The sequence below is a fragment of the Pseudomonas sp. MWU347 genome, assembly GCF_017947305.1.
In the GTDB taxonomy this organism is placed as follows: Bacteria; Pseudomonadota; Gammaproteobacteria; order Pseudomonadales; family Pseudomonadaceae; genus Aquipseudomonas; species Aquipseudomonas putida_A.
In genome coordinates this window covers 288,978-308,572 of record NZ_JAFGZB010000005.1, presented here as the reverse complement: position 1 = coordinate 308,572, position 19,595 = coordinate 288,978, and the positions used below count along the sequence as shown (strand labels likewise).

At 60.8% G+C, this 19,595-nt stretch carries 15 protein-coding genes; 3 read left to right on the top strand and 12 right to left on the bottom strand.

Annotated features, from left to right (window positions below):
* Positions 1–108 precede the first annotated feature (108 nt).
* From KCG87_RS13320 to KCG87_RS13285, 8 genes are all read right to left on the bottom strand, one after another.
* Positions 109–1,743, bottom strand: coding sequence for an ABC transporter ATP-binding protein (locus tag KCG87_RS13320; RefSeq protein WP_210557563.1), 1,635 nt, complete (start codon positions 1,741–1,743; stop codon positions 109–111).
* Positions 1,744–1,757: 14 nt separating this feature from the next.
* The gene (locus KCG87_RS13315; protein WP_134785930.1) at positions 1,758–2,780 is read right to left on the bottom strand and encodes an ABC transporter permease; all 1,023 of its coding nucleotides are present in this window, start codon (positions 2,778–2,780) and stop codon (positions 1,758–1,760) included.
* Positions 2,780–3,844 (bottom strand): microcin C ABC transporter permease YejB, encoded by a 1,065-nt coding sequence (gene yejB / locus KCG87_RS13310; protein WP_134785931.1) that lies wholly within the window; start codon positions 3,842–3,844, stop codon positions 2,780–2,782. The genes KCG87_RS13315 and yejB overlap by 1 nt, the downstream gene beginning before the upstream one ends.
* A 1-nt stretch (position 3,845) precedes the next feature.
* Positions 3,846–5,711, bottom strand: coding sequence for an extracellular solute-binding protein (locus KCG87_RS13305; protein WP_210557564.1), 1,866 nt, complete (start codon positions 5,709–5,711; stop codon positions 3,846–3,848).
* 229 nt (positions 5,712–5,940) lie between these two features.
* Positions 5,941–8,652 (bottom strand): TonB-dependent receptor, encoded by a 2,712-nt coding sequence (locus KCG87_RS13300; RefSeq protein WP_210557566.1) that lies wholly within the window; start codon positions 8,650–8,652, stop codon positions 5,941–5,943.
* A gap of 206 nt (positions 8,653–8,858) precedes the next feature.
* On the bottom strand, positions 8,859–9,260 hold the full coding sequence (locus KCG87_RS13295; protein ID WP_003223575.1) for a biopolymer transporter ExbD: 402 nt from the start codon (positions 9,258–9,260) through the stop codon (positions 8,859–8,861).
* Positions 9,260–9,967, bottom strand: a complete 708-nt coding sequence (locus tag KCG87_RS13290) for a MotA/TolQ/ExbB proton channel family protein (protein ID WP_007966644.1) — start codon at positions 9,965–9,967, stop codon at positions 9,260–9,262. Before KCG87_RS13290 ends, KCG87_RS13295 begins: the two co-directional genes overlap by 1 nt.
* 51 nt (positions 9,968–10,018) lie before the next feature.
* Entirely contained in the window at positions 10,019–10,843 is an 825-nt protein-coding gene (locus tag KCG87_RS13285) for an energy transducer TonB (RefSeq protein ID WP_027613873.1), read from the bottom strand.
* A 1,093-nt stretch (positions 10,844–11,936) separates the two neighbouring features.
* Here KCG87_RS13285 and KCG87_RS13280 point away from each other — a divergent pair.
* Complete coding sequence (locus tag KCG87_RS13280) at positions 11,937–12,548, top strand: glutathione S-transferase N-terminal domain-containing protein (RefSeq protein WP_210557568.1); 612 nt, start codon at positions 11,937–11,939, stop codon at positions 12,546–12,548.
* A gap of 135 nt (positions 12,549–12,683) precedes the next feature.
* Here the strand turns inward: KCG87_RS13280 and KCG87_RS13275 are convergent, their stop codons facing one another.
* Complete coding sequence (locus KCG87_RS13275; RefSeq protein WP_027613875.1) at positions 12,684–13,124, bottom strand: CBS domain-containing protein; 441 nt, start codon at positions 13,122–13,124, stop codon at positions 12,684–12,686.
* Positions 13,125–13,466: 342 nt separating this feature from the next.
* Here KCG87_RS13275 and KCG87_RS13270 point away from each other — a divergent pair, with 342 nt between their 5' ends.
* Positions 13,467–15,827 carry a DNA polymerase II gene (locus tag KCG87_RS13270; RefSeq protein WP_210557570.1) on the top strand — a complete coding sequence of 787 codons (2,361 nt, stop codon included), beginning with the start codon at positions 13,467–13,469 and terminating at the stop codon, positions 15,825–15,827.
* Here the strand turns inward: KCG87_RS13270 and KCG87_RS13265 are convergent.
* From KCG87_RS13265 to KCG87_RS13255, 3 genes are all read right to left on the bottom strand, one after another.
* A complete protein-coding gene (locus KCG87_RS13265; RefSeq protein WP_098968066.1) occupies positions 15,792–16,262 on the bottom strand; it encodes a DUF1810 domain-containing protein in 471 nt (156 codons plus the stop codon). The two genes, KCG87_RS13270 and KCG87_RS13265, sit on opposite strands and share 36 nt — an antisense overlap.
* A gap of 28 nt (positions 16,263–16,290) precedes the next feature.
* On the bottom strand, positions 16,291–17,112 hold the full coding sequence (locus KCG87_RS13260) for an aldo/keto reductase (RefSeq protein WP_210557572.1): 822 nt from the start codon (positions 17,110–17,112) through the stop codon (positions 16,291–16,293).
* 178 nt (positions 17,113–17,290) lie between these two features.
* On the bottom strand, positions 17,291–18,439 hold the full coding sequence (locus KCG87_RS13255; RefSeq protein WP_210557574.1) for an aldose epimerase family protein: 1,149 nt from the start codon (positions 18,437–18,439) through the stop codon (positions 17,291–17,293).
* Between the two features lie 234 nt (positions 18,440–18,673).
* On the opposite strand from KCG87_RS13255, the gene KCG87_RS13250 reads away from it, so the two are divergent.
* Positions 18,674–19,423, top strand: a complete 750-nt coding sequence (locus KCG87_RS13250) for a hypothetical protein (protein ID WP_027613880.1) — start codon at positions 18,674–18,676, stop codon at positions 19,421–19,423.
* Positions 19,424–19,595 lie beyond the last annotated feature (172 nt).

The window sequence follows — 19,595 nt, the reverse complement described above, 5'->3', positions numbered from 1 at the left end:
ACCCGTGGCGGAGGCGTTTGGATGCAGTGCCCGACAAATATTTTCCACCTCCACCGATCTCCCCTGTGGGAGCGGGCTTGCTCGCGAAGGCGTCCTGTCAGTCGATATTCATGTCACAGGCATATCGCATTCGCGAGCAAGCCCGCTCCCACAGGGATTTGCGTCGGGCTTGAGGCCGGAGGCTTTCAGCAGTTCCTGGGTATAGGGATGCTGCGGTGCGGCAAAAATCTCCCGCGACGAACCCTGTTCCACCACCTTGCCATCCTTGATCACCAGCAAGTCATGGGCCAGCGCATGCACCACCGCCAGGTCATGGCTGATGAACAGATAGGTCAGCCCATGCTTGATCTGCAGTTGCCGCAACAGCTCCACCACTTGTTTCTGCACCGTGCGATCCAGCGCCGAGGTTGGTTCGTCGAGCAGGATCAGCGCCGGCTCCAGCACCAGCGCGCGGGCAATGGAGATGCGCTGACGCTGGCCGCCGGAAAACTCGTGGGGGTAGCGGTGACGGCTCTTGGGGTCAAGGCCGACTTCTTCGAGTACGCGAATCACTGCTGCTTCGCGCTCGGCCTCGGTGCCGATGCCGTGGGTCAGCAAGCCTTCGGCAATGATCTGCTGCACCGACATCCTTGGACTCAGGCTGCCGAACGGATCCTGGAACACCACCTGAATCTGTCGCCGCAAGGGGCGCATCAAGCGTTGATTGAGCAGGCTCAGCTGCTTGTTGCCGAAGCGGATATCGCCCTCGGATTCCACCAGCCGCAGGATCGCCTGACCCAGCGTCGATTTGCCCGAACCGGATTCGCCGACAATCCCCAGGGTCTTGCCGCGTTGCAGGCGGAAACTGACTCCGTCCACCGCTTTGATGTACGCCTGCGAACGACTGAACAAGCCCTTGGGCAGTGGAAACCAGACCTTCAGATCATCGACTTCCAGCAGGTTGTGCTGGTACGGACTCGGCACCGGCGCACCGCTCGGTTCAGCCTCGATCAGCAAGCGGCTGTAAGGGTGCTGCGGCGCGCGAAACAGCGTCTCGCAGTCAGCCTGTTCGACGACTTCACCGTGACGCATCACGCACACCCGTTGCGCGATGCGCCGCACCAGATTCAGATCGTGACTGATCAGCAGCATCGACATGCCGAGCCGCTGCTGCAACTCGATCAGCAGCTCGAGAATCTTCTGCTGCACGGTGACGTCCAGCGCCGTGGTCGGCTCATCGGCGATCAGCAGTTCCGGCTCATTGGCCAGCGCCATTGCAATCATCACCCGTTGCCGTTGACCGCCGGAGAGCTGATGCGGATAGGCTTTCAAACGCTGCAACGGCTGGCGAATGCCCACCAGTTCCAGCAGCTCCAACGTGCGCTCACGGGCGGCGCGGCCCTTGAGGCCCTTGTGAATCTCCAGCACTTCACTGACCTGTCGCTCCACGGTGTGCAGTGGATTGAGCGAGGTCATCGGCTCCTGGAAAATCATCGCAATCCGGTTGCCGCGCAAACCGCGCATCTGCGGCTCGCTGGCGTGCAGCAAGTTCACCCCGTTGTAAGCAATCGAACCGCTGCTGCTGACGGTTTTGCCCGGCAGCAGACGCAAAATCGAATGCGCCGTGACCGACTTGCCCGAGCCGGACTCACCGACCAGCGCCAGGCATTCGCCACGCCGAATATCGAGGTCCAGACCGTGCACCACTTCCTGCCCGGCGAAGGCGACACGCAGGTCGCGGATTTCAATCAGGTTGTCGCTCATGTCAGCTCCTCGGATCAAGATCGTGGATCAAACGCATCACGGCAAGCCTCACCGATGAACACCAGCAACGACAGAATCAGCGCCAAGGCAAAAAATGCCGTCAGCCCCAGCCACGGCGCTTGCAGATTGCGCTTGGCCTGGCCGATCAATTCGCCCAGCGAGGCGGTGCCGGCGGGCATGCCGAAACCGAGGAAATCCAGCGCGGTGAGGGTGGCGATGGCGCCGGTCAGAATGAACGGCAGGTAGGTCAGGGTGGAGGTCATCGCATTGGGCAGGATGTGCCGCAGCATCAGTTCACTGTCGGTCAGCCCCAGCGCCCGCGCGGCTTTGACGTATTCCAGATTGCGTCCACGCAGGAACTCGGCGCGCACCACGTCCACCAATGCCAGCCAGGAAAACAGCGCCATGATCCCCAGCAACCACCAGAAACTCGGCGAGACAAACCCGGACAAGATGATCAGCAGATACAGCACCGGCAGCCCCGACCAGATCTCCAGCACCCGTTGCCCAAGCAAATCCACCCAACCGCCGTAATAACCCTGTAACGCCCCGGCAACGATGCCGACCAACGCACTGATGCCGGTGAGGATCAGCGCAAACAGAATCGAAATTCGTGTGCCGAAAATCACCCGTGCCAATACGTCCCGCGCCTGATCGTCGGTGCCCAGCCAATTGCTCGAAGAGGGTGGGCTGGGTGCCGGTTCAGTCAGGTCGTAATTGACCGTGTCGTAGCTGAACGGGATCGGCGGAAACAGCATCCAGCCGCCCTGATCCTCGATCAGCCCGTGCACGTAAGCGCTGGCGTAATCCGGCTGGAACGGCAGTTCGCCGCCGAAATCGGTTTCCAGGTATTCGCTGAGGATCGGGAAGTAGTAGGCGCCGTGGTAGCGGATCACCAACGGTTTGTCGTTGGCAATCAGTTCGCCGCCGAGGCAGATCAGGCACAGCCCGAGGAACAGCCACAACGACCAGCGCCCACGGCGATTGGCCTTGAACTGCGCGACCCGGCGCTGACCCAGAGGAGAAAGTGTGAACATCAGGCAGTCCTCGCCGAGAAGTCGATGCGCGGGTCGAGCAGGGTGTAGCAGAGGTCACCGATCAGCTTGATCAACAGGCCGAACAGGGTGAACAGGAACAACGCGCCGAACACCACCGGGTAGTCACGCGACACCGCCGCTTCGTAACTCATGCGCCCGAGGCCGTCGAGGTTGAAGATGGTTTCGATCAGCAAGGAACCGGCGAAAAACACCTCGATCAGCGCCGAGGGCACCCCGGCCACCACCAGCAGCATCGCGTTGCGAAACACGTGGCCGTAGAGCACGCGGCGTTCGGTCAGACCCTTGGCCCGCGCGGTGATCACGTACTGGCGGCTGATCTCGTTGAGGAAGCTGTTTTTGGTGAGGATGGTCAGGGTGGCGAAACCGCCGATCACCAGTGCTGTAACCGGCAACACCAGGTGCCAGAGGTAGTCGCCGACCTTGCCCAAGGTGCTGAGGCTGTCGAAGTTATCCGACACCAGCCCCTGCACCGGGAACCAGTTGACGTAGCTGCCGCCGGCGAACACCACGATCAGCAGCATCGCAAACAGAAACGCCGGCATCGCGTAGCCAATGATGATCGCGGTGCTGCTCCAGACATCGAACGCACTGCCGTTGCTGATCGCTTTGCGGATGCCCAGCGGGATTGAAATCAGGTAGGTGATCAGCGTTGCCCACAGGCCGAGCGACAGCGACACCGGCAGTTTCTGCACGATCAGATCGGTGACCTTGGCGCCGCGAAAGAAACTGCTGCCCAGATCCAGCTGGGCGTAGTTTTTCAGCATCAGCCACAAGCGTTCGTGCATCGGCTTGTCGAAGCCGTAGTGGTGTTTGATTTCCTCGATCAGCGCCGGATCGAGGCCCCGGCTGCTGCGCCCGGCACCGCCAACCGCGGCGACTTCGCCACCACCGCCCATGCCGTGCCCGCTGAAACCTTGCAGGCGGGCAATGGCTTGCTCCACCGGGCCGCCCGGTGCGGCCTGCACAATCACGAAGTTGACCACCAGAATGCACAGCAGCGTGGGGATGATCAGCAGCAAACGTCGACTCAGATAACGCAGCATGTCACTGGCCCCCCGCGAGCTGGCTGTGCATCTGTTGCGTGGTCAACGGCTTGGCCGAGACCTCCCACCAAGTGTTGAGGCCTTCGTCGTACGCCGGTTGCACCGGCGGCATGCCGAAGCGGTTCTGATACACCGTCGGCGTGCCCTTGGAGTAGTAGTTGGGAATCATGTAGTAACCCCATTGCAGCACCCGGTCGAGGGCGCGGGCGTAATGCACCATGGCGTCGCGGGTGTCAGCCTCGACCAGCCCGTCGATCAGCTGATCGACCGCCGGGTTGGCCAGCACCATCGAGTTCGAACTGCCGACTTGCGTGGCACTTTGCGAGGCGTACAGGCTGTACAGCTCGCGTCCGGGGGAGACGATCGGATCGCCACTGCGCGGGAAACTGGTGACGATCATGTCGTAGTCGCGGGCGTTGAGCCGATTGACGTATTGCGCCGAGTCGATCCGGCGCAAATTGAGGGTGATGCCGATCTGCGCGAGGGTGCGTTTGAACGGCAGCAGCATGCGATCAAAACCGCCCTGACCGTCGAGGAAGGTGAACTCCAGAGGCTCACCGGCGGCGTTGACCAGTCGGCTGTGTTGCGGCGTCCAGCCGGCCTCGGCGAGCAGCTTCAGAGCTTGCAGCTGCTTGTCGCGGATGTAGCCGCTGCCGTCGGTTTTCGGCGCCTGATACACCGTGGTGAACACCTCGTCGGGAATCTGTCCGCGCAGCGGTTCGAGAATCTTCAATTCTTCGGCGTCGGGCAGGGCGGTGGCGGCCATTTCACTCTTGGGCCAGAAACTGTTCTGGCGCACGTAGAAGCCGCGCATCATCTGCTTGTTGGTCCATTCGAAATCCCACAGCAGGCTGATCGCCTGACGCACGCGGCGATCCTGGAAGATCGGGTTTTGCAGGTTGAACACGAAGCCTTGGGCGGCGGTGGGTTTTTCCGGAGCGAGGATCGCCTGCTGCAAGCGACCGTCACGCAGCGCCGGACTGTCGTAACCCACCACATAACCGGACGAGGAAAACTCGCGGTTGTAGTCGAAAGCCCCGGCCTGCAACAGTTGCCGGGCGACGTCGGTGTCACCGTAGAAATTCACCGTGAGCGTGTCGAAGTTGTACATCCCGCGACTGACCGGCAGGTCCTTGCCCCACCAGTCCGGGTCGCGCTGGAAACTGATGCTGCGTCCGGCATCGACTTTGCTCACGCGGTACGGGCCGCTGCCCAGCGGCGGTTCGAAGCCACCGCCGTTGGCGAAATCGCGAGTCTTCCACCAGTGTTCGGGCACCACGCGCAGCGTCGCCAGATCCAGCGCCAGGGTGCGGTTGAGGTTGTTCTTGAAAGTGAAACGCACCTGCCGTGGGCCTTCGATCAGCACGTCCTGCACGTCGGCGTATTGCTGGCGATAACTGAGGCTGCCCTTGGTCATCAGCAGGTTGAAGGTGTAGCGCACGTCCTCGGCGGTGATCGGCGTGCCATCGGCGAAGCGAGCCTTGGGGTTCAGAGTGAAGCGCACCCAGAGGCCATCGGGATCGCGTTCCATCTGTTGCGCGACCAGCCCGTAAACGGTGTACGGCTCGTCGAGCGAACGGAACGCCAGTGGCGCATACACCCAGTCGTTGACCTGCACCACAGAAATGCCCTGATCGGCATACGGGGTGATGTAGTTGTACTGGCCGATTTCCATCGACGCACGACTGAGTGAACCGCCCTTGGGCGCGTGCGGATCGACGAAATCGAAATGCTCGAAACCCGCCGGATACTTCGGCGCCTCGCCGTATACCGTCAGTGCGTAGCTGCCGGCGGCCAGTGCCGGCACGGCGGCGCAGAGCAAAGCGCCGCCGAGCAGCAGGCCTGCCATGTTGCGCATGAATTTCATGAAGTTTTTCCTCTAAGCCCGAAAACTCACTGGCAACGCTGAAAACTGTGGGAGTGCCCTGTGGTGAGGGGATTTATCCCCGACCGGCTGCGAAGCAGTCGCAAACCCATTGCATGCGGTGATTCTGGTCATCCGCAGTTCAGGTTTTGGGGGCGCTTCGCACCCCATCGGGGATGAATCCCCTCACCACAAAAGCTCAGTCACACAAAGGATGTGTCCAGCCCTGGGGTCAGAAGTGATACGTCATGCGCGCAAACAGCGTGCGGCCCAGCGGGTCGGTGTAGCGCGGGTCATAGCCGCTCTGGAAGTTGTAGGCCTGGTTGGTGAACGGCGGGTTGCGGTCGAACATGTTCTTCATCCCCGCATCCACGTCCAGCACCTTGTTGAAGGTGTAGCCGGCCGACAGGTCCCACACCGAATACGACGCCACGCGCGCATGGGTATCGCGGTCGTAGTCGTTGTAGCCGGTGGTGAAGCGGTTGGTCAGCGACGCACGAGCCGCGCCGAAGGTCCAGCTGCCGGTGAGGTTGTGTTTCCAGCGCGCGATCACCCCGTCCCCTTCGAAGTCGCCGACCTTGTCGGTGAACGGGCCTTTGATGGTGCTCTGGAAGTCATAACTGTCGACGTAGGTGCCTTGCAGCCCCAGGCCGAACTGGCCGTAAGGGGTGTTCGGGAAGCGGTAATCCAGCGACACATCGACACCGTTGGTTTCGACGATGCCGAGGTTGGCGTTGCCGGTGACGATGTAGTTGAGCGTGCCGTCGGCGTTGCGCACGAAGCGATCCGGGTAGCTGCCGGCCTGATCGAACACGGTGGATTCAGGGAACGGCTGGATCTGGTTGGAAATGTGAATCCACCAGAAATCCAGACCCACCGACAGGTTGCTGACCGGCTGATAGACGAAGCCCAGCGTCACGTTGCGCGCCTTCTCCGGGGCCAGATCTTCATTGCCGCCGATCTGATTGAGGAACTGCTGGCCGCAATCGCGCCCGCCGTTGCCGCCCGGTTGCACCACGCCACCGGTACACAGCACCGGGTCGTTGTAGTAGCCCTGGGTGTAGGTGATGCTGCGCGGCGAATACAGCTCGTAGAGCGATGGCGCACGGAAGCCTTCGCTGTACGCGCCACGCACTACCAGCTCCTTGAGCGGCTGATAACGGAACGAATATTTCGGGTTGGTGGTGCTGCCGAAGTCGCTGTATTTGTCGTGACGCACGGCGGCGGACAGTTCGAGGCTGTCGAGCACCGGCACGTTGATTTCGGCGTACGCGGCTTTCACGCTGCGGTCACCTTCCACGCTGCCGGCCGGGTCGATGCCAAGGCTCTGGATATCACCGGCAAACTGTTCGAAGTCCTGGTGGAATTTCTCTTTGCGGTACTCGCCACCCAGCGCCAGACCGGCGGGGCCGGCACCGAACCAGTCACCGATCTCGCGGCTGATCCGCCCGTCAAAACCGGCCACGCGGCCGACAGCCGTGGAGTAGGCGCCGTGATACATGGCCTGGTCGATGTACTGCTGACCGGCGGCGGATTGCGGGCCGAACGGGTTGAGCAGACCGCTGGCTAGACCGTTGATCATCGCCTGATCGCTGACATATCCGCTGGTGACGCTGGAGACGATTTTGTTCTGGTTGTACGAGGCGCCGACGTTGTAATCCCAGCCGCCGACCAGACCGTCGAAGCTCAGCAGAAAGCGCTGGCTGGTGTTCTGGTCTTTCGATTCACGCGGGCCGGCAGCGGTCTCGCGCCAGTTGACATCGACCGGTTGCGTCGGGTCGAGGGCGAAACCAGTCGGGCCGGGGGTGATGCCGTTGCCGGGGTAATAGGGCGACGAGGAATCCAGGCTCAAGCCGGTGAGCGGCGCCGGGCCGACCGCCGTGGCGTTGTTGTTGCGCGACCAGAAGTATTCGAGGTTGACGTTGTGGTCATCCGCCAGCTTGCCGGTGGTCTTGCCGAAGAACGACGTCTTTTCGGTTTGCGGAATCAGGTCGATGTATTCGCGGGTGCTGAAGCGGCACAGGCCATCGCGCGCCACCAGGTTCGGCCCGTTGCAATTGCTATTGGCCAACGGGTTGGTGGCGTTGCCGTTCTGGCTGTAGTTGCCGGGGAACGCGGTGCCGGAGGTCTGGTCCAGGCCACGGCCGGGCACATAGTCGCGGGCGAAGGAGCGGTCGTTGGCGTCGAGGTTCTGCTGCTTGTTGTAGTTGAACACGCCGAGGACGTTGAAGCGGTCTTGCTCCAGATCGCCGTAGCCCCAACTGGCGCTCATGTCTTTGGTGGCACCGCCGCCGCTGTGGGTCGGGGTTTCGCCACCGAGGGTGAGCTGGCCGTCGGTCATGGATTTCTTGGTGATGAAGTTGATCACGCCGCCGATGGCGTCGGTGCCGTACAGGGCTGATGCGCCGTCGCGCAGCACCTCCACGCGCTCGATCGCGGCAAACGGGATCATGTTTAGATCCACCGCGCCGCCGGCCGAGTTGGTGCCGGACAGGGCGTTGTTGGCCAGGCGTCGACCGTTGAGCAGCACCAGCGTCTTGTTCGCGCCGATGCCGCGCATGTCGGCAAACGAAGCGCCACCGGTGGCGGCGCCGACCGAGCCGGCGCTGTTGTTGATCGACTGGCTGCCGGTGATCCGCTGCACCAGTTCGGCGGTGGTGGTCACGCCCTGTTTGCGCAGCTCATCGGCCTTGAGAATGGTGATCGGCACGGCCGTTTCCGCATCGACCCGGCGAATCGCCGAACCCGTCACTTCCACCCGTTGCAGTTGCGTGGTCGGCGCCACCACCGCTGCCGCAGCGGGCACGGTGGCGTTGTCACCCTCGGCGGCTTGCACAGTCCCGGCGCCCATCCCCATGGCCACCAGATACAACGGAACAAAACGGTGGCGAGAGATCGTTGCCACCAAAGGTTTGAGCGTGAAGCGTGGAGTGTTCATCAGCATGGTTATTTCCGACTTTTTAGACGTTATCGAATTGGCCTTGTGAGCCCCTCATTGCTCCGCTATCGGTGATACCGCGTGCGGAAAACCACTTTCTTCAAGCAAGCCGATCCCCTCCGAAGACGCGTGGCGTTTTTTCGGTCGGCTGATTGCGACGGGATGCTTCAGCGGTGTCGGGCGCGCTTCTCAACGCGCGCCCGGCACCGCACTCAGTGGGTGGTCATCACCGAAATCTTGCTGATGCCCGAGCGCTCGATGGACGCCATGGCCTTGGCCACCTGGCCGTAATTGACGTTGGCGTCGGCCTGCAGCTGCACGCGTACTTCGGCGTCCTTGGCCTTGACCTCCTTGAGGCTGGCCTCCAGCGATTCCGGCGCCAGTTCGGTTTTCGCCAGGTAGAACTTGCCGTCCTGATCGACGCTGACCACCACCGGGTCTTTCTTTTCGGCGGGAGCGACGGCGTCGGTTTTCGGCAGATTGACCTTGATCGCATTGGTCATCAGCGGCGCGGTGACGATGAACACCACCAGCAGCACGAGCATCACATCCACCAGCGGCGTGACGTTCATTTCGCTGAGCACTTCATCGCTGTCTTGGGTGGAAAAGGACATCAGCTGGCCTCCCGCACGGCGGCTGTGGTTTTGCTGGCGATGGCCTGGCGGCTGATGGAGAACGCGCTGCGTGAGGCGAGGGCGTCGAAGTCGTGGGCGAAGTCATCCATGTCCGCCGAGGCGAGTTTCAACCGGCGCAGGAAGAAGTTGTAAATCAGCACCGCCGGAACCGCGACGGCGATCCCCACGCCAGTGGCGATCAGTGCATGACCGATGGGGCCGGCGACCGCTTCAAGGCTGGCCGAACCGGTTTCGCCGATGCTTTGCAGGGCTTCCATGATCCCCCACACGGTACCGAACAGACCAATGAACGGCGCGGTGCTACCGATACTGGCGAGGATCGCCTGACCGTTTTCCAGCGAGCGGCGTTCCTTCTGAATCTGCTGGCGCAGGTTGCGCTCCAGGCGATCGGAACGGTTGATGGTGTGCGCCAGTTGTTGCGTGGTACGCGGCGATTCTTCCACCAGCAAAGCTTCGAAGCCGCTGCTGGCGATGCGCGCCAGCGAGCCCGGGTACTGACTGGCGTGTTCGGCGGCAGTAAGCAGATCCGGTGCGCCCCAGAAGGCTTTGCTGAACTGTTTGTTCTGGGCTTTCTGGCGCAGGTATTGCGCCGACTTGACCAGCAGGATCGCCCAGCTGACCACGGAAAACAGCACCAGGCCCCAGAGCACACCGGGGACAATCATCGAAGACAGTGAATTGTTCATCGCTACACCTCGCTTGCATTAAGTCGGTTGTGAGTTCGTCGGGTTGTGCCGTTATTGCGGCAATTTGAAATCGATGGTCTGGGTGGCGAAGCCGTCAATCGGCGTGTCACCGCGTTTGGCCGGAATGAACTTCCAGTTCTTTACCGCCGCGACGGCGGCGTCATCCAGTTGCGGCTTGCCGCTGGACTTGGTCACTGTCACCGAGCCGGCGCGACCGTTGGCCAGCACCTGAATGCGCAGCACCACGCTGCCTTCCCAATTGCGCCGCAGCGCCAGCGACGGGTATTCCGGCGGCGGGTTGCCAAGGCTGGCGAGACCGGAAATCGCTGCCGATTCCTTGACCGGGGCAGGCGCGGCGGCCGGGGCCGGTGGCGCGCTCGGTGTCGCCGGCGCAGCGGGAGCGGCCGGTTGTGCCGGGGCGGGCGGAGCTTTCGGCGGCTCGACTTTCTTCACCGGTTTGGGCTTCTCGACCGGTTTCGGTTTTTCGATCGGCTTGGGTTTCTCTACCGGTTTTGGCGGTGGCTTGACCGCGTCTTCGTCTTCCACCGGTTGTTCCGGTTCCGGAGGTGGAGGGGGCGGCGGAGGCGGTGGCGGTTCCGGTGTGGGCGGTGCCGGCGGCGTCGGGCTGCTCAGCTCGACGGTCATTTCCGGAATCTGCGGCGGAGTCGGCAGTGGCTCGGGCCGGGTCTGCTGGAAAAACCACCAGGCGCCGCCGTGTATCAGCGCCGATACCGCCACCAGCAACAGCATTTGCTGTTTGTTCAACCCGCCGGGCTGCGAGGTATTGGCCGTGAAGGCGGGCCTGTCCGGTGACAGCGGGATTGGCGCTTCCCGTAACGACCCCGGCAGGGTTCTGTGCTTTACCGCATCGTTCATTAAAGCTCCCTCGGGTTGATGAAGGGCAATAAGGTGCCGTCCGAACATTGGGGTGATGTTCGAGTGGGTGGGTGTAACTTTCTTCAAGGTGTACGCAGGCCGATAGTTGAACTATCTATAGAACAGGGCTTGCTTACAGTTACTGGCTTAGAGCCATCGACTTCGAGTGTTCATTGGCCATTCCCTGGTTGTTTTTCTATCGCTTGAGATCAGTGTTGGTGTCTCATGCTTGTGCTTTTTGCATGTAGCAACCGCTGTGCCAGATGTTGCCGAAATGTATAGGTCTTATTTCATCAGTGTTACCCATGTCGCATTTATATAAGTTTTGCCTTTGTCGTGTATTTCTCCGGCCAACAGTTTCCCGAAACTCCATTGAGTGGAGTTTTTTCAGAGGCGAGTCAGGCTCTACGCGGTATCACGCTGATCGGCGAGATAGAGCGGCGGCTTGGCTAACGGCCCGGGCACTTGCTGGTGCGCGGCGGAATGTTTTGGTGCGGGTCTGTGTTTTAGCGGGTCACGACGTATGTTCCTTGTTTTTGTTTAAATGAAATCAATGTTTCCAGTGCTGAATAATTCAACTCACTGGAGCCGTTTTGGTGCACTTGCAAAGTCGCTGAAAGTTATTGTCCGACAATCCCGCCTGCGTTCATTTAATACGGCGCTGGTGCGGGAATTTTTGCAGTTGTATTTAAAAAATAAATAACACGCCGTTGTCAGCGAAGCGTCATCGCCAATCACGGTGTGTGGTCATGGAGTCAGGTAATAAAGTAGAGGCACTGGCCGCCGGGACTGTTCGAATGAACTCGGCGTTGTTGATAAACAAGCAAGCAGAGGCTGATGCGGCAGAGCGTTTGAAGATTCACGCGGTGAACTCCTTGTTGCCAGCTCGGATACGCGAACTTTTGGTTCGGTATCGCACCTTACAAGAACGCGGATAGCGTTCGATGATTGCTCTTGGTGCGGGATGGGCACCGCCAGCGCTGTTATGCGAGGTTTGAATTCGCAAGTCGCCAATGCATGGGAAAAACGTGCCAAAGCGGATACACCCGCTATAAATAGGGCTACACAGATCTGTCGAGATCGAGGAGGGGGCATGTATCAACTGTACGGACATCGCAATTCAGGTGCCGCAGCCATCGAGGCAGCGCTGGAGTTATGCCAGATCGCCTATCGCTTTATCGATATCGAAGCCTCGAGCGAGGCCGCCGAGGCACTGGCGCGCCTCAATCCACTGAAGCAGGTGCCGACCCTGCAATTGCCCGATGGCAGTGCGATCACCGAGAGTGTGGCGATTCTGATTCATCTGGGCCTGAGTTTTCCCGAGTCCGGTCTGTTGCCGGCCAAGGCGGCTGATCGTGATCAGGCGATTCGCGGCATGGTCTACATCGCCAGCAATTGCTATGCAGCCATCGGCGTCATCGATTACCCCGAGCGCTGGCTGGTGATGCCCGACGAAGCCTCACGGCAGAACCTGATGGCCGGCGCGCGGGAGCGTTTGCACTGGAGCTGGGAAGTGTTTGCCGACCAGTTTTCCGCCGAGTTGTACCTGGACGACGAAACACCCGGCGCGCTGGACGTGCTGGCAGCCGTGGTGACGCGTTGGGCGGGCAGCCGCGAGCACTTGCGCCAGACACGTCCGGGGTTTTATGCGTGGTTGCAGCGCATCGACCGGCACCCGGTGCTTGCCCGGCATTGGCCGTCCTGAACACCCGGTAAACCAATGTGGGAGCGGGCTTGCTCGCGAATGCGGTGTGTCAGTCAGAGATGTTTCGACTGATACACCGCATTCGCGAGCAAGCCCGCTCCCACAGGGGATTTGCGGTGCTCGGACGGAAGGAGATCATTCCCCGCGAATGTACTGCTCCAGCTGTTTGATCAGCTCCGCCTGTTCGGCAATCGCTTCCTTGACCAGGTCGCCGATCGACAGCAGGCCGATCAGCTTGCCGTTCTCCACCACCGGCAAGTGGCGCAGGCGTTTGTCGGACATGATGCCCAGGCAGGTGTCGACGGTCTGGTGGGTGTCCACGGTGATGACATCCTTGACCATGATGTCGCGCACCGGTGTGCCCACCGACGAGCGCCCGTGCAGCACCAGTTTGCGTGCGTAATCACGCTCACTGATGATGCCGACCACTTTGTCATCTTCCATCACCACCAAGGCCCCGACGTTTTTCTCGGCCATTTTCATCAGCGCTTCGAGCACCATGTGACCGGGATCGATATGGTGCACTTCCTGATTTTTCTGATCTTTGAGCTTGAGCAGTTGGGCGACGGTCTTCATGGCGGTTACTCAGGTGTTGTCGTTGTTACTCAAGCATCGTAGACCCTTGTACGCAGGGCAAGGTGGCAAAGCGGCAGATAGCACGCAAAAAACGTCATTTTCCGAAAATACCTACCCCTGAGCCTGTGCAAAGGGAAACCTTGTGGTGAGGGGATTTATCCCCGATGGGCTGCGAAGTAGCCCCAAACTCATGAAGCCGGATTTTTCTGACATATATCACTGGATGGCTTTGGGCCTGCTACGCAGGCCATCGGGGATAAATCCCCTCACCACAGGGAATGGGGTTATCCCTTGAAGGGCAGCGTAGAATGCCCCTCTGATTCAATTCCTGAGGTTGCAGTGGTGGATTTACAGCAGGGCTTCGTCCTGACCCGGCATTGGCGCGATACCCCGGCCGGCACCGAAGTCGAGTTCTGGCTGGCGACCGACGCCGGGCCGCGCCGTGTGCGGCTGGCGCCGCAGACGTCAGTGGCGTTTATCCCCGCTGCTCAACGCGAGGCGGCCGAACGCCTGCTGCACGATGAAAAGAACGTCGAACTGCGCCCGCTGGCCCTGCAGGATTTCGAACATCGCCCGGTGCTCGGACTGTATTGCCAACAACACGGCCAGTTGATGCGCCTGGAAACCGCGCTCAACCGCGCCGGGGTCGACGTCTTTGAGGCCGATGTGCGCCCGCCCGAGCGCTACCTCATGGAGCGTTTCATTACCGCACCGGTGCTGTTCGGCGGTAGCGCCGACGCCGATGGCGTGCTGCTCAACGCCCAGCTCAAACCTGATCCGAAATACCGACCGCAACTACGGCTGGTCTCGCTGGATATCGAAACCACCGAAACCGGCGAGCTTTATTCCATCGCCCTCGAAGGTTGCGGCCAGCGTCAGGTGTACATGCTCGGCGCGCCCAACGGTGACGCCAGCATTGTCGACTTCGATCTGGAATATTGCGACTCGCGCACCGTGATCCTGAAGAAGCTCAACGACTGGTTCGCCCTCCACGACCCCGACGCGATCATCGGCTGGAACGTTGTGCAGTTCGACCTGCGCATCCTTCACGAACACGCGCGACGCCTCGGTGTGCCGCTGAAAATCGGCCGTGGCGGTGAGGAGATGCAGTGGCGCGAACACGGCAGTCGCACCCACTTCTTTGCTTCGGCGGCGGGGCGGCTGATCATCGACGGCATCGAATCGCTGCGCTCGGCGACCTGGAGTTTCCCCTCGTTCAGCCTGGAAAACGTCGCCCAGACCTTGCTCGGCGAGGGCAAGGCGATCGACAACCCGTACCAGCGCATGGATGAAATCAACCGCATGTTCGCCGAGGACAAACCGGCGCTGGCCAAGTACAACCTCAAGGACTGTGAGCTGGTGACGCGGATCTTCGCCAAGACCGAACTGCTGACGTTTCTCCTCGAACGCGCCAGCGTCACCGGCCTGCCGGCAGATCGCAGCGGCGGCTCGGTGGCGGCGTTCACCCATTTGTACATGCCGCTGATGCACCGCCAGGGTTTCGTTGCGCCGAACCTGGGGACCAATCCGCCACAGGCCAGCCCCGGCGGCTTCGTCATGGACTCGCAGCCGGGGCTGTACGAGTCGGTACTGGTGCTCGATTACAAGAGCCTGTACCCGTCGATCATCCGCACCTTTCTGATCGACCCGGTGGGCCTGATCGAAGGCTTAAAACACCCGGACGACGCCGATTCGGTGCCGGGGTTTCGCGGTGCACGTTTCTCGCGCACCCGGCATTGCCTGCCGTCGATTGTCGCGCGGGTCGCCGAGGGCCGCGAGACCGCCAAGCGCGAGCACAACGCACCGCTGTCGCAAGCGCTGAAAATCATCATGAACGCCTTCTACGGCGTGCTCGGCTCCAGTGGTTGCCGATTTTTCGATACGCGTCTGGCATCGTCGATTACCTTGCGCGGCCACGAGATCATGCTGCGCACCCGTCAGCTGATCGAAGCGCAGGGCCACGCGGTGATCTACGGCGACACCGATTCGACCTTCGTCTGGCTGCGTCGCGCGCACGGTCAGGAGGAAGCGGCACAGATCGGTCAGGCGCTGGTCAAGCACGTCAACGACTGGTGGCGCGAGCATGTGCGTGAGGAATACGGCCTGCAAAGTGCTCTCGAATTGCAGTACGAAACCCACTACAAACGTTTTCTGATGCCGACCATTCGCGGTGCCGAGGAGGGCAGCAAAAAGCGCTACGCCGGACTGGTGACGCGCGCCGATGGCAGTGACGAAATGGTCTACAAGGGCCTGGAAACCGTGCGCACCGACTGGTCGCTGCTGGCTCGGCAGTTCCAGCAGGAACTCTACGAGCGGATCTTCCAGCGCAAGCCGTATCAGGATTACGTGCGCGATTACGTACGCAAGACCTTGGCCGGCGAATTCGATGAACGACTGATCTACCGCAAACGCCTGCGCCGCACCCTCGATGACTACGAACGCAACGTGCCGCCGCATGTGCGTGCGGCGCGGCTGGCCGACGATTACAACGCGCAGCACGGGCGCCCGCGGCAATACCAGAACGGCGGCTGGATCAGTTACGTGATCACCCTGGCCGGGCCGGAACCGCTGGAAGTGCGTCGCGCCGCGATCGACTACGACCACTACATCACCCGCCAGTTGCAACCGGTGGCGGACGCGATTCTGCCGTTCGTCGACGACGATTTCTCAACCTTGATCGGGGGGCAACTGGGCCTGTTTTGAGTCCAGCAGTTGCAGGGTCCATTCGTCGAGGATGCCGTGGAAGTAACGCTCCAGCGCCTGAGCGAACGGACAATCTTCGGCGCTGAACTGCGCAAACAGGGTCATTGAAGAGTGGAATTTCAGGTCGTCGGGGTGGCCGAAAATCTCGGCAATCGAGCGCTGGCGGATGTTCAGTACCAACTGCGTGCAGATGCGCAGCCGCGCACCGAGCAGGTCGTGGGTCAGATAGGCCCGCGCTTCTTCGGCGGATTGAATGGCGTAACGCCGGGACATCTCGCTGCCGCCCAGCCCGGCGAACTGCGGGAACACAAACCACATCCAGTGGCTGCGCTTGCGCCCCTCACCGAGTTCACGCTGAACCCGTTCGAACACCGGGTCCTGCGCCTGGACGAAACGCTGCAGATTGAACGGGTCGTACTGATCAGTGCTTCTCATGACGAAGCCCTCGCCAGCCGGCAGCGACTCAGACCATCGCCAGCCGCTGCTTGCGTTGTGGCGCTATGAATACCTGATCCAGCGCCGCCAGATCCCCGGCATCCAGTTGCAACTGCGCCGCTTGTGCATTGAGTTGCACATGTTCCGGTCGCACAGCCTTGGGAATCGCAATCACACCATCCTGACGCAGAATCCACGCCAGCGAAACCTGTGCCGGGGTCACGTTGTGACGAGCGGCAATCTTGTTCAGTACCGGTTCAGCCAGCATCGCGCCGCCCTGGCCAATCGGGCAGTAAGCCATCAACGGCATGCGCTGCTGTTGGCACCATGGCAGCAGATCGAATTCGACGCCGCGCTCTTCCAGGTTGTACAGCACCTGATTGGTGGCGCACGCCGGGTTGGCCAGTTCTTCGAGGTCATCGACATCGAAATTCGACACGCCCCAGCGGCCGATCTTGCCGTCCTCGCGCAGGCGTTCGAACGCTTCGACGGTTTCATCCAGCGGATACTGGCCGCGCCAATGCAGCAGATAGAGGTCGATGTAATCGGTGTCGAGCCGGCGCAGGCTGCGCTCGCAGGCTTGCGGGATGCCTTTGCGGCTGGCGTTGTGCGGGTAGACCTTGCTCACCAGAAATACCTGATCACGCAGACCGGCAATGGCTTCGCCGACCACGCTTTCGGCACCGCCCTCGGCGTACATTTCTGCGGTGTCGATAAGGGTCATGCCCAACTCGATACCTTGTCGCAGCGCGGACACTTCACGCGGGTGCGCCGAGCGATCTTCGCCCATGCGCCAGGTGCCCTGGCCGATCACCGGAACCTGCACGCCTGCCAGTTCAAGGGTACGCATTCAAACCTCCTGTGCTGATGGTCATACCTTAGTGGGCAGCAGGATAGCGCAGGGGTTCCAATGGAGGTCGATGAACCTGTGGCGAGGGGATTTATCCCCGATGGGCGCGCAGCGCCCCCAAGAAGCAGGGTTGCTGCGCAACCCATCGGGGATAAATCCCCTCACCACAAGGCAAGTGTTATTTCGCGGAGAACTTCAACACCACGCTGTGGCTGTAAGTCTGCCCCGGATCGAGACGCGTGCTCGGGAAGTCCGGCTGATTCGGCGCATCCGGATAGTGCTGCGTTTCCAGGGTAAACGCGCCCCAGTGCGGATAGACCTTGCCACCCTTGCCCTTGACCGTGCCGTCGAGGAAGTTGCTGGTGTAGAACTGCACCCCCGGCTCGCTGGTGAACAGCTGCAGATGCCGCCCTGACTGCGGATCGCTGACCTCGGCGGCGACTTTGCTCACATCACCTTTGGTATCCAGCACCCAGTTGAAATCGAAGCCGCCCTGTTTCGGTTCGGCGAATTTCAGCTGTGGGTGATCAGCCTTGATGTGCGTGCCGATCGCGGTGGGTTTGGTGAAGTCCATTGGTGTGCCGGCCACTGGCGCCAGTTCGCCGGTCGGGATCAGTTTGCCGGTGACCGGGGTGTAATGGCTGGCGTGCAAGGTGGCCACCTGCTTGAGGATGTCGCCATTGCCGGCGCCGGCGAGATTGAAGTAGCTGTGGTTGGTCAGGTTGAGCACGGTCGGTTTATCGGTGCTGGCCTTATAGTCGATGCGCAACTCGTTGCTGTCGGTCAGGCGATAGGTCACTTCGGTGGTGAGATTGCCGGGGAAGCCCATTTCACCGTCTGCCGACAGATAGGTGAGGGTCACGCCGACGGAATCCTTGTCCTTGGTTTCCTGCGCTTTCCAGACCTTCTTGTCGAAACCCTGAGTACCGCCATGCAAGGCGTTGGACTTGTCGTTCTGCGGCACCTGATAGCGCTTGCCGTCGAGTTCGAACGCGCCGTCCGCGAGGCGATTACCGAAACGGCCGATGGTCGCGCCGAAATACGCTGTGCCTTTCTGGTAACCCTGAACATCGTCGAAACCCAGCACCACATCGGCTGCTTTGCCGTGTTTGTCCGGCACCAGCAGCGATTGCAGGGTGGCGCCGTAGGTGATGACGGTCGCCTGCATGCCGTGGCTGTTGCGCAGGATGTATTGCTCGACGGGCGTGCCGTCATTGGTTTTGCCAAAGGCTTTGTGTTCGGCGCTGAGGCCGGCCGCGTTGGCGGAGAGGGTGGCGATCATCAGGGACAGTCCGAGGCCGGAGAGCAGGTGACGTGATTGAAGCATGGTTGACCTTCCTTTTTGTTGTTGTTTTCAAAACAGGCTAATAGTCATGCTAATTGTGGGTTGATTCAGAATTTATAGCCGGTTAAAGGTTTAGTGCAAATATAAAGTCTTACTAAATAGTTGCCGAAGGTCGGGAGATCGTGCCAGCGCTGCACTTTTCCGGATTTGGCGGCTCTATCCATGGCCAGGATGCGGCGACGCCCGCCGCACAGGAATGTGCCCGTTCGAGAATTCATGCCGAGAGTTTTTCACCCGATCGCCCGATTTTTTCGCCGCCCGTGCCTGTTGCTGGCCTGTCTGTCATCGCTGTTTGTCAGCGGTTGCACGCACCAGACCGGCAACGGTTTCATCGCTCAGATGCGTGACGGTCAACCGCAGGAATTCCTGCAGACCAGCGTCGATCGCATGGCCACGTTGGCGATGCGCGACAACCTCAACAGCCTTTATCGGTTGATGGGCAAGCTGTATTTGCGCAACCCGGAAGAGCTGCGCAAATCGGGATTCCTCGACATCAACACGGCGGTGAAACAGGTGCGCCTTGCCGTCGAGCAGCAGCAACCGTTACCGGTGTTGGGCGGACGCAAAGATCTGGCGGCGCTCAGCTACGCGATGAGTCCGGAGTTTCTCGGGGATCGGGTCGGTGCGTTCATCTATGCCATCGGCAGCATGCTGGTCACCGCCCACGGCAATCGCATCGAGTTCTACATGACCGATGCAATCAACCCGACCTTCGTCCACAACGCCGCGCGCAATATCGAGAAAGCCACGTGGATTCTGGCCCAGCGCCAGAACAAGGAAGGCCAGCCGCTGCTGTTCTCCAACGAAATCTCGGAGGAGGGCAGCAACCTGAGTTTCGCCACCGAGTTCGGCAAGATCGTCGCGCGGCTCGACCTGCTGGCGCAGATGCTTGATGAGCGCTACCGGCGCATCGGCCTGAATTACGCGCAGAGCCTGCTGTTCCTGAATTTCCTTCCGGTGCAATAAAGCGCCCCTGCCCCTGTAGGAGCTGCCGCAGGCTGCGATCTTTTGATTTTGTTTTTTAAGATCAAGATCAAAAGATCGCAGCCTGCGGCAGCTCCTACAGGGAAGTGTTGTCAGTCATGAGGGATAGGTTGTATACAATCCTCCATCACATTTGACTCAAAGGGAGCTGCAT

Coding starts and splice junctions, on each gene's coding strand:
- KCG87_RS13305 (WP_210557564.1), bottom strand. CDS start 5,711: ATGAAATTCATGCGCAACATGGCAGGCCTGCTGCTCGGCGGCGCTTTG.
- KCG87_RS13250 (WP_027613880.1), top strand. CDS start 18,674: ATGCCGAGAGTTTTTCACCCGATCGCCCGATTTTTTCGCCGCCCGTGC.
- KCG87_RS13295 (WP_003223575.1), bottom strand. CDS start 9,260: ATGTCCTTTTCCACCCAAGACAGCGATGAAGTGCTCAGCGAAATGAAC.
- KCG87_RS13265 (WP_098968066.1), bottom strand. CDS start 16,262: ATGAGAAGCACTGATCAGTACGACCCGTTCAATCTGCAGCGTTTCGTC.
- KCG87_RS13285 (WP_027613873.1), bottom strand. CDS start 10,843: ATGAACGATGCGGTAAAGCACAGAACCCTGCCGGGGTCGTTACGGGAA.
- yejB (WP_134785931.1), bottom strand. CDS start 3,844: ATGCTGCGTTATCTGAGTCGACGTTTGCTGCTGATCATCCCCACGCTG.
- KCG87_RS13300 (WP_210557566.1), bottom strand. CDS start 8,652: ATGCTGATGAACACTCCACGCTTCACGCTCAAACCTTTGGTGGCAACG.
- KCG87_RS13315 (WP_134785930.1), bottom strand. CDS start 2,780: ATGTTCACACTTTCTCCTCTGGGTCAGCGCCGGGTCGCGCAGTTCAAG.
- KCG87_RS13320 (WP_210557563.1), bottom strand. CDS start 1,743: ATGAGCGACAACCTGATTGAAATCCGCGACCTGCGTGTCGCCTTCGCC.
- KCG87_RS13280 (WP_210557568.1), top strand. CDS start 11,937: ATGTATCAACTGTACGGACATCGCAATTCAGGTGCCGCAGCCATCGAG.
- KCG87_RS13255 (WP_210557574.1), bottom strand. CDS start 18,439: ATGCTTCAATCACGTCACCTGCTCTCCGGCCTCGGACTGTCCCTGATG.
- KCG87_RS13290 (WP_007966644.1), bottom strand. CDS start 9,967: ATGAACAATTCACTGTCTTCGATGATTGTCCCCGGTGTGCTCTGGGGC.
- KCG87_RS13275 (WP_027613875.1), bottom strand. CDS start 13,124: ATGAAGACCGTCGCCCAACTGCTCAAGCTCAAAGATCAGAAAAATCAG.
- KCG87_RS13260 (WP_210557572.1), bottom strand. CDS start 17,112: ATGCGTACCCTTGAACTGGCAGGCGTGCAGGTTCCGGTGATCGGCCAG.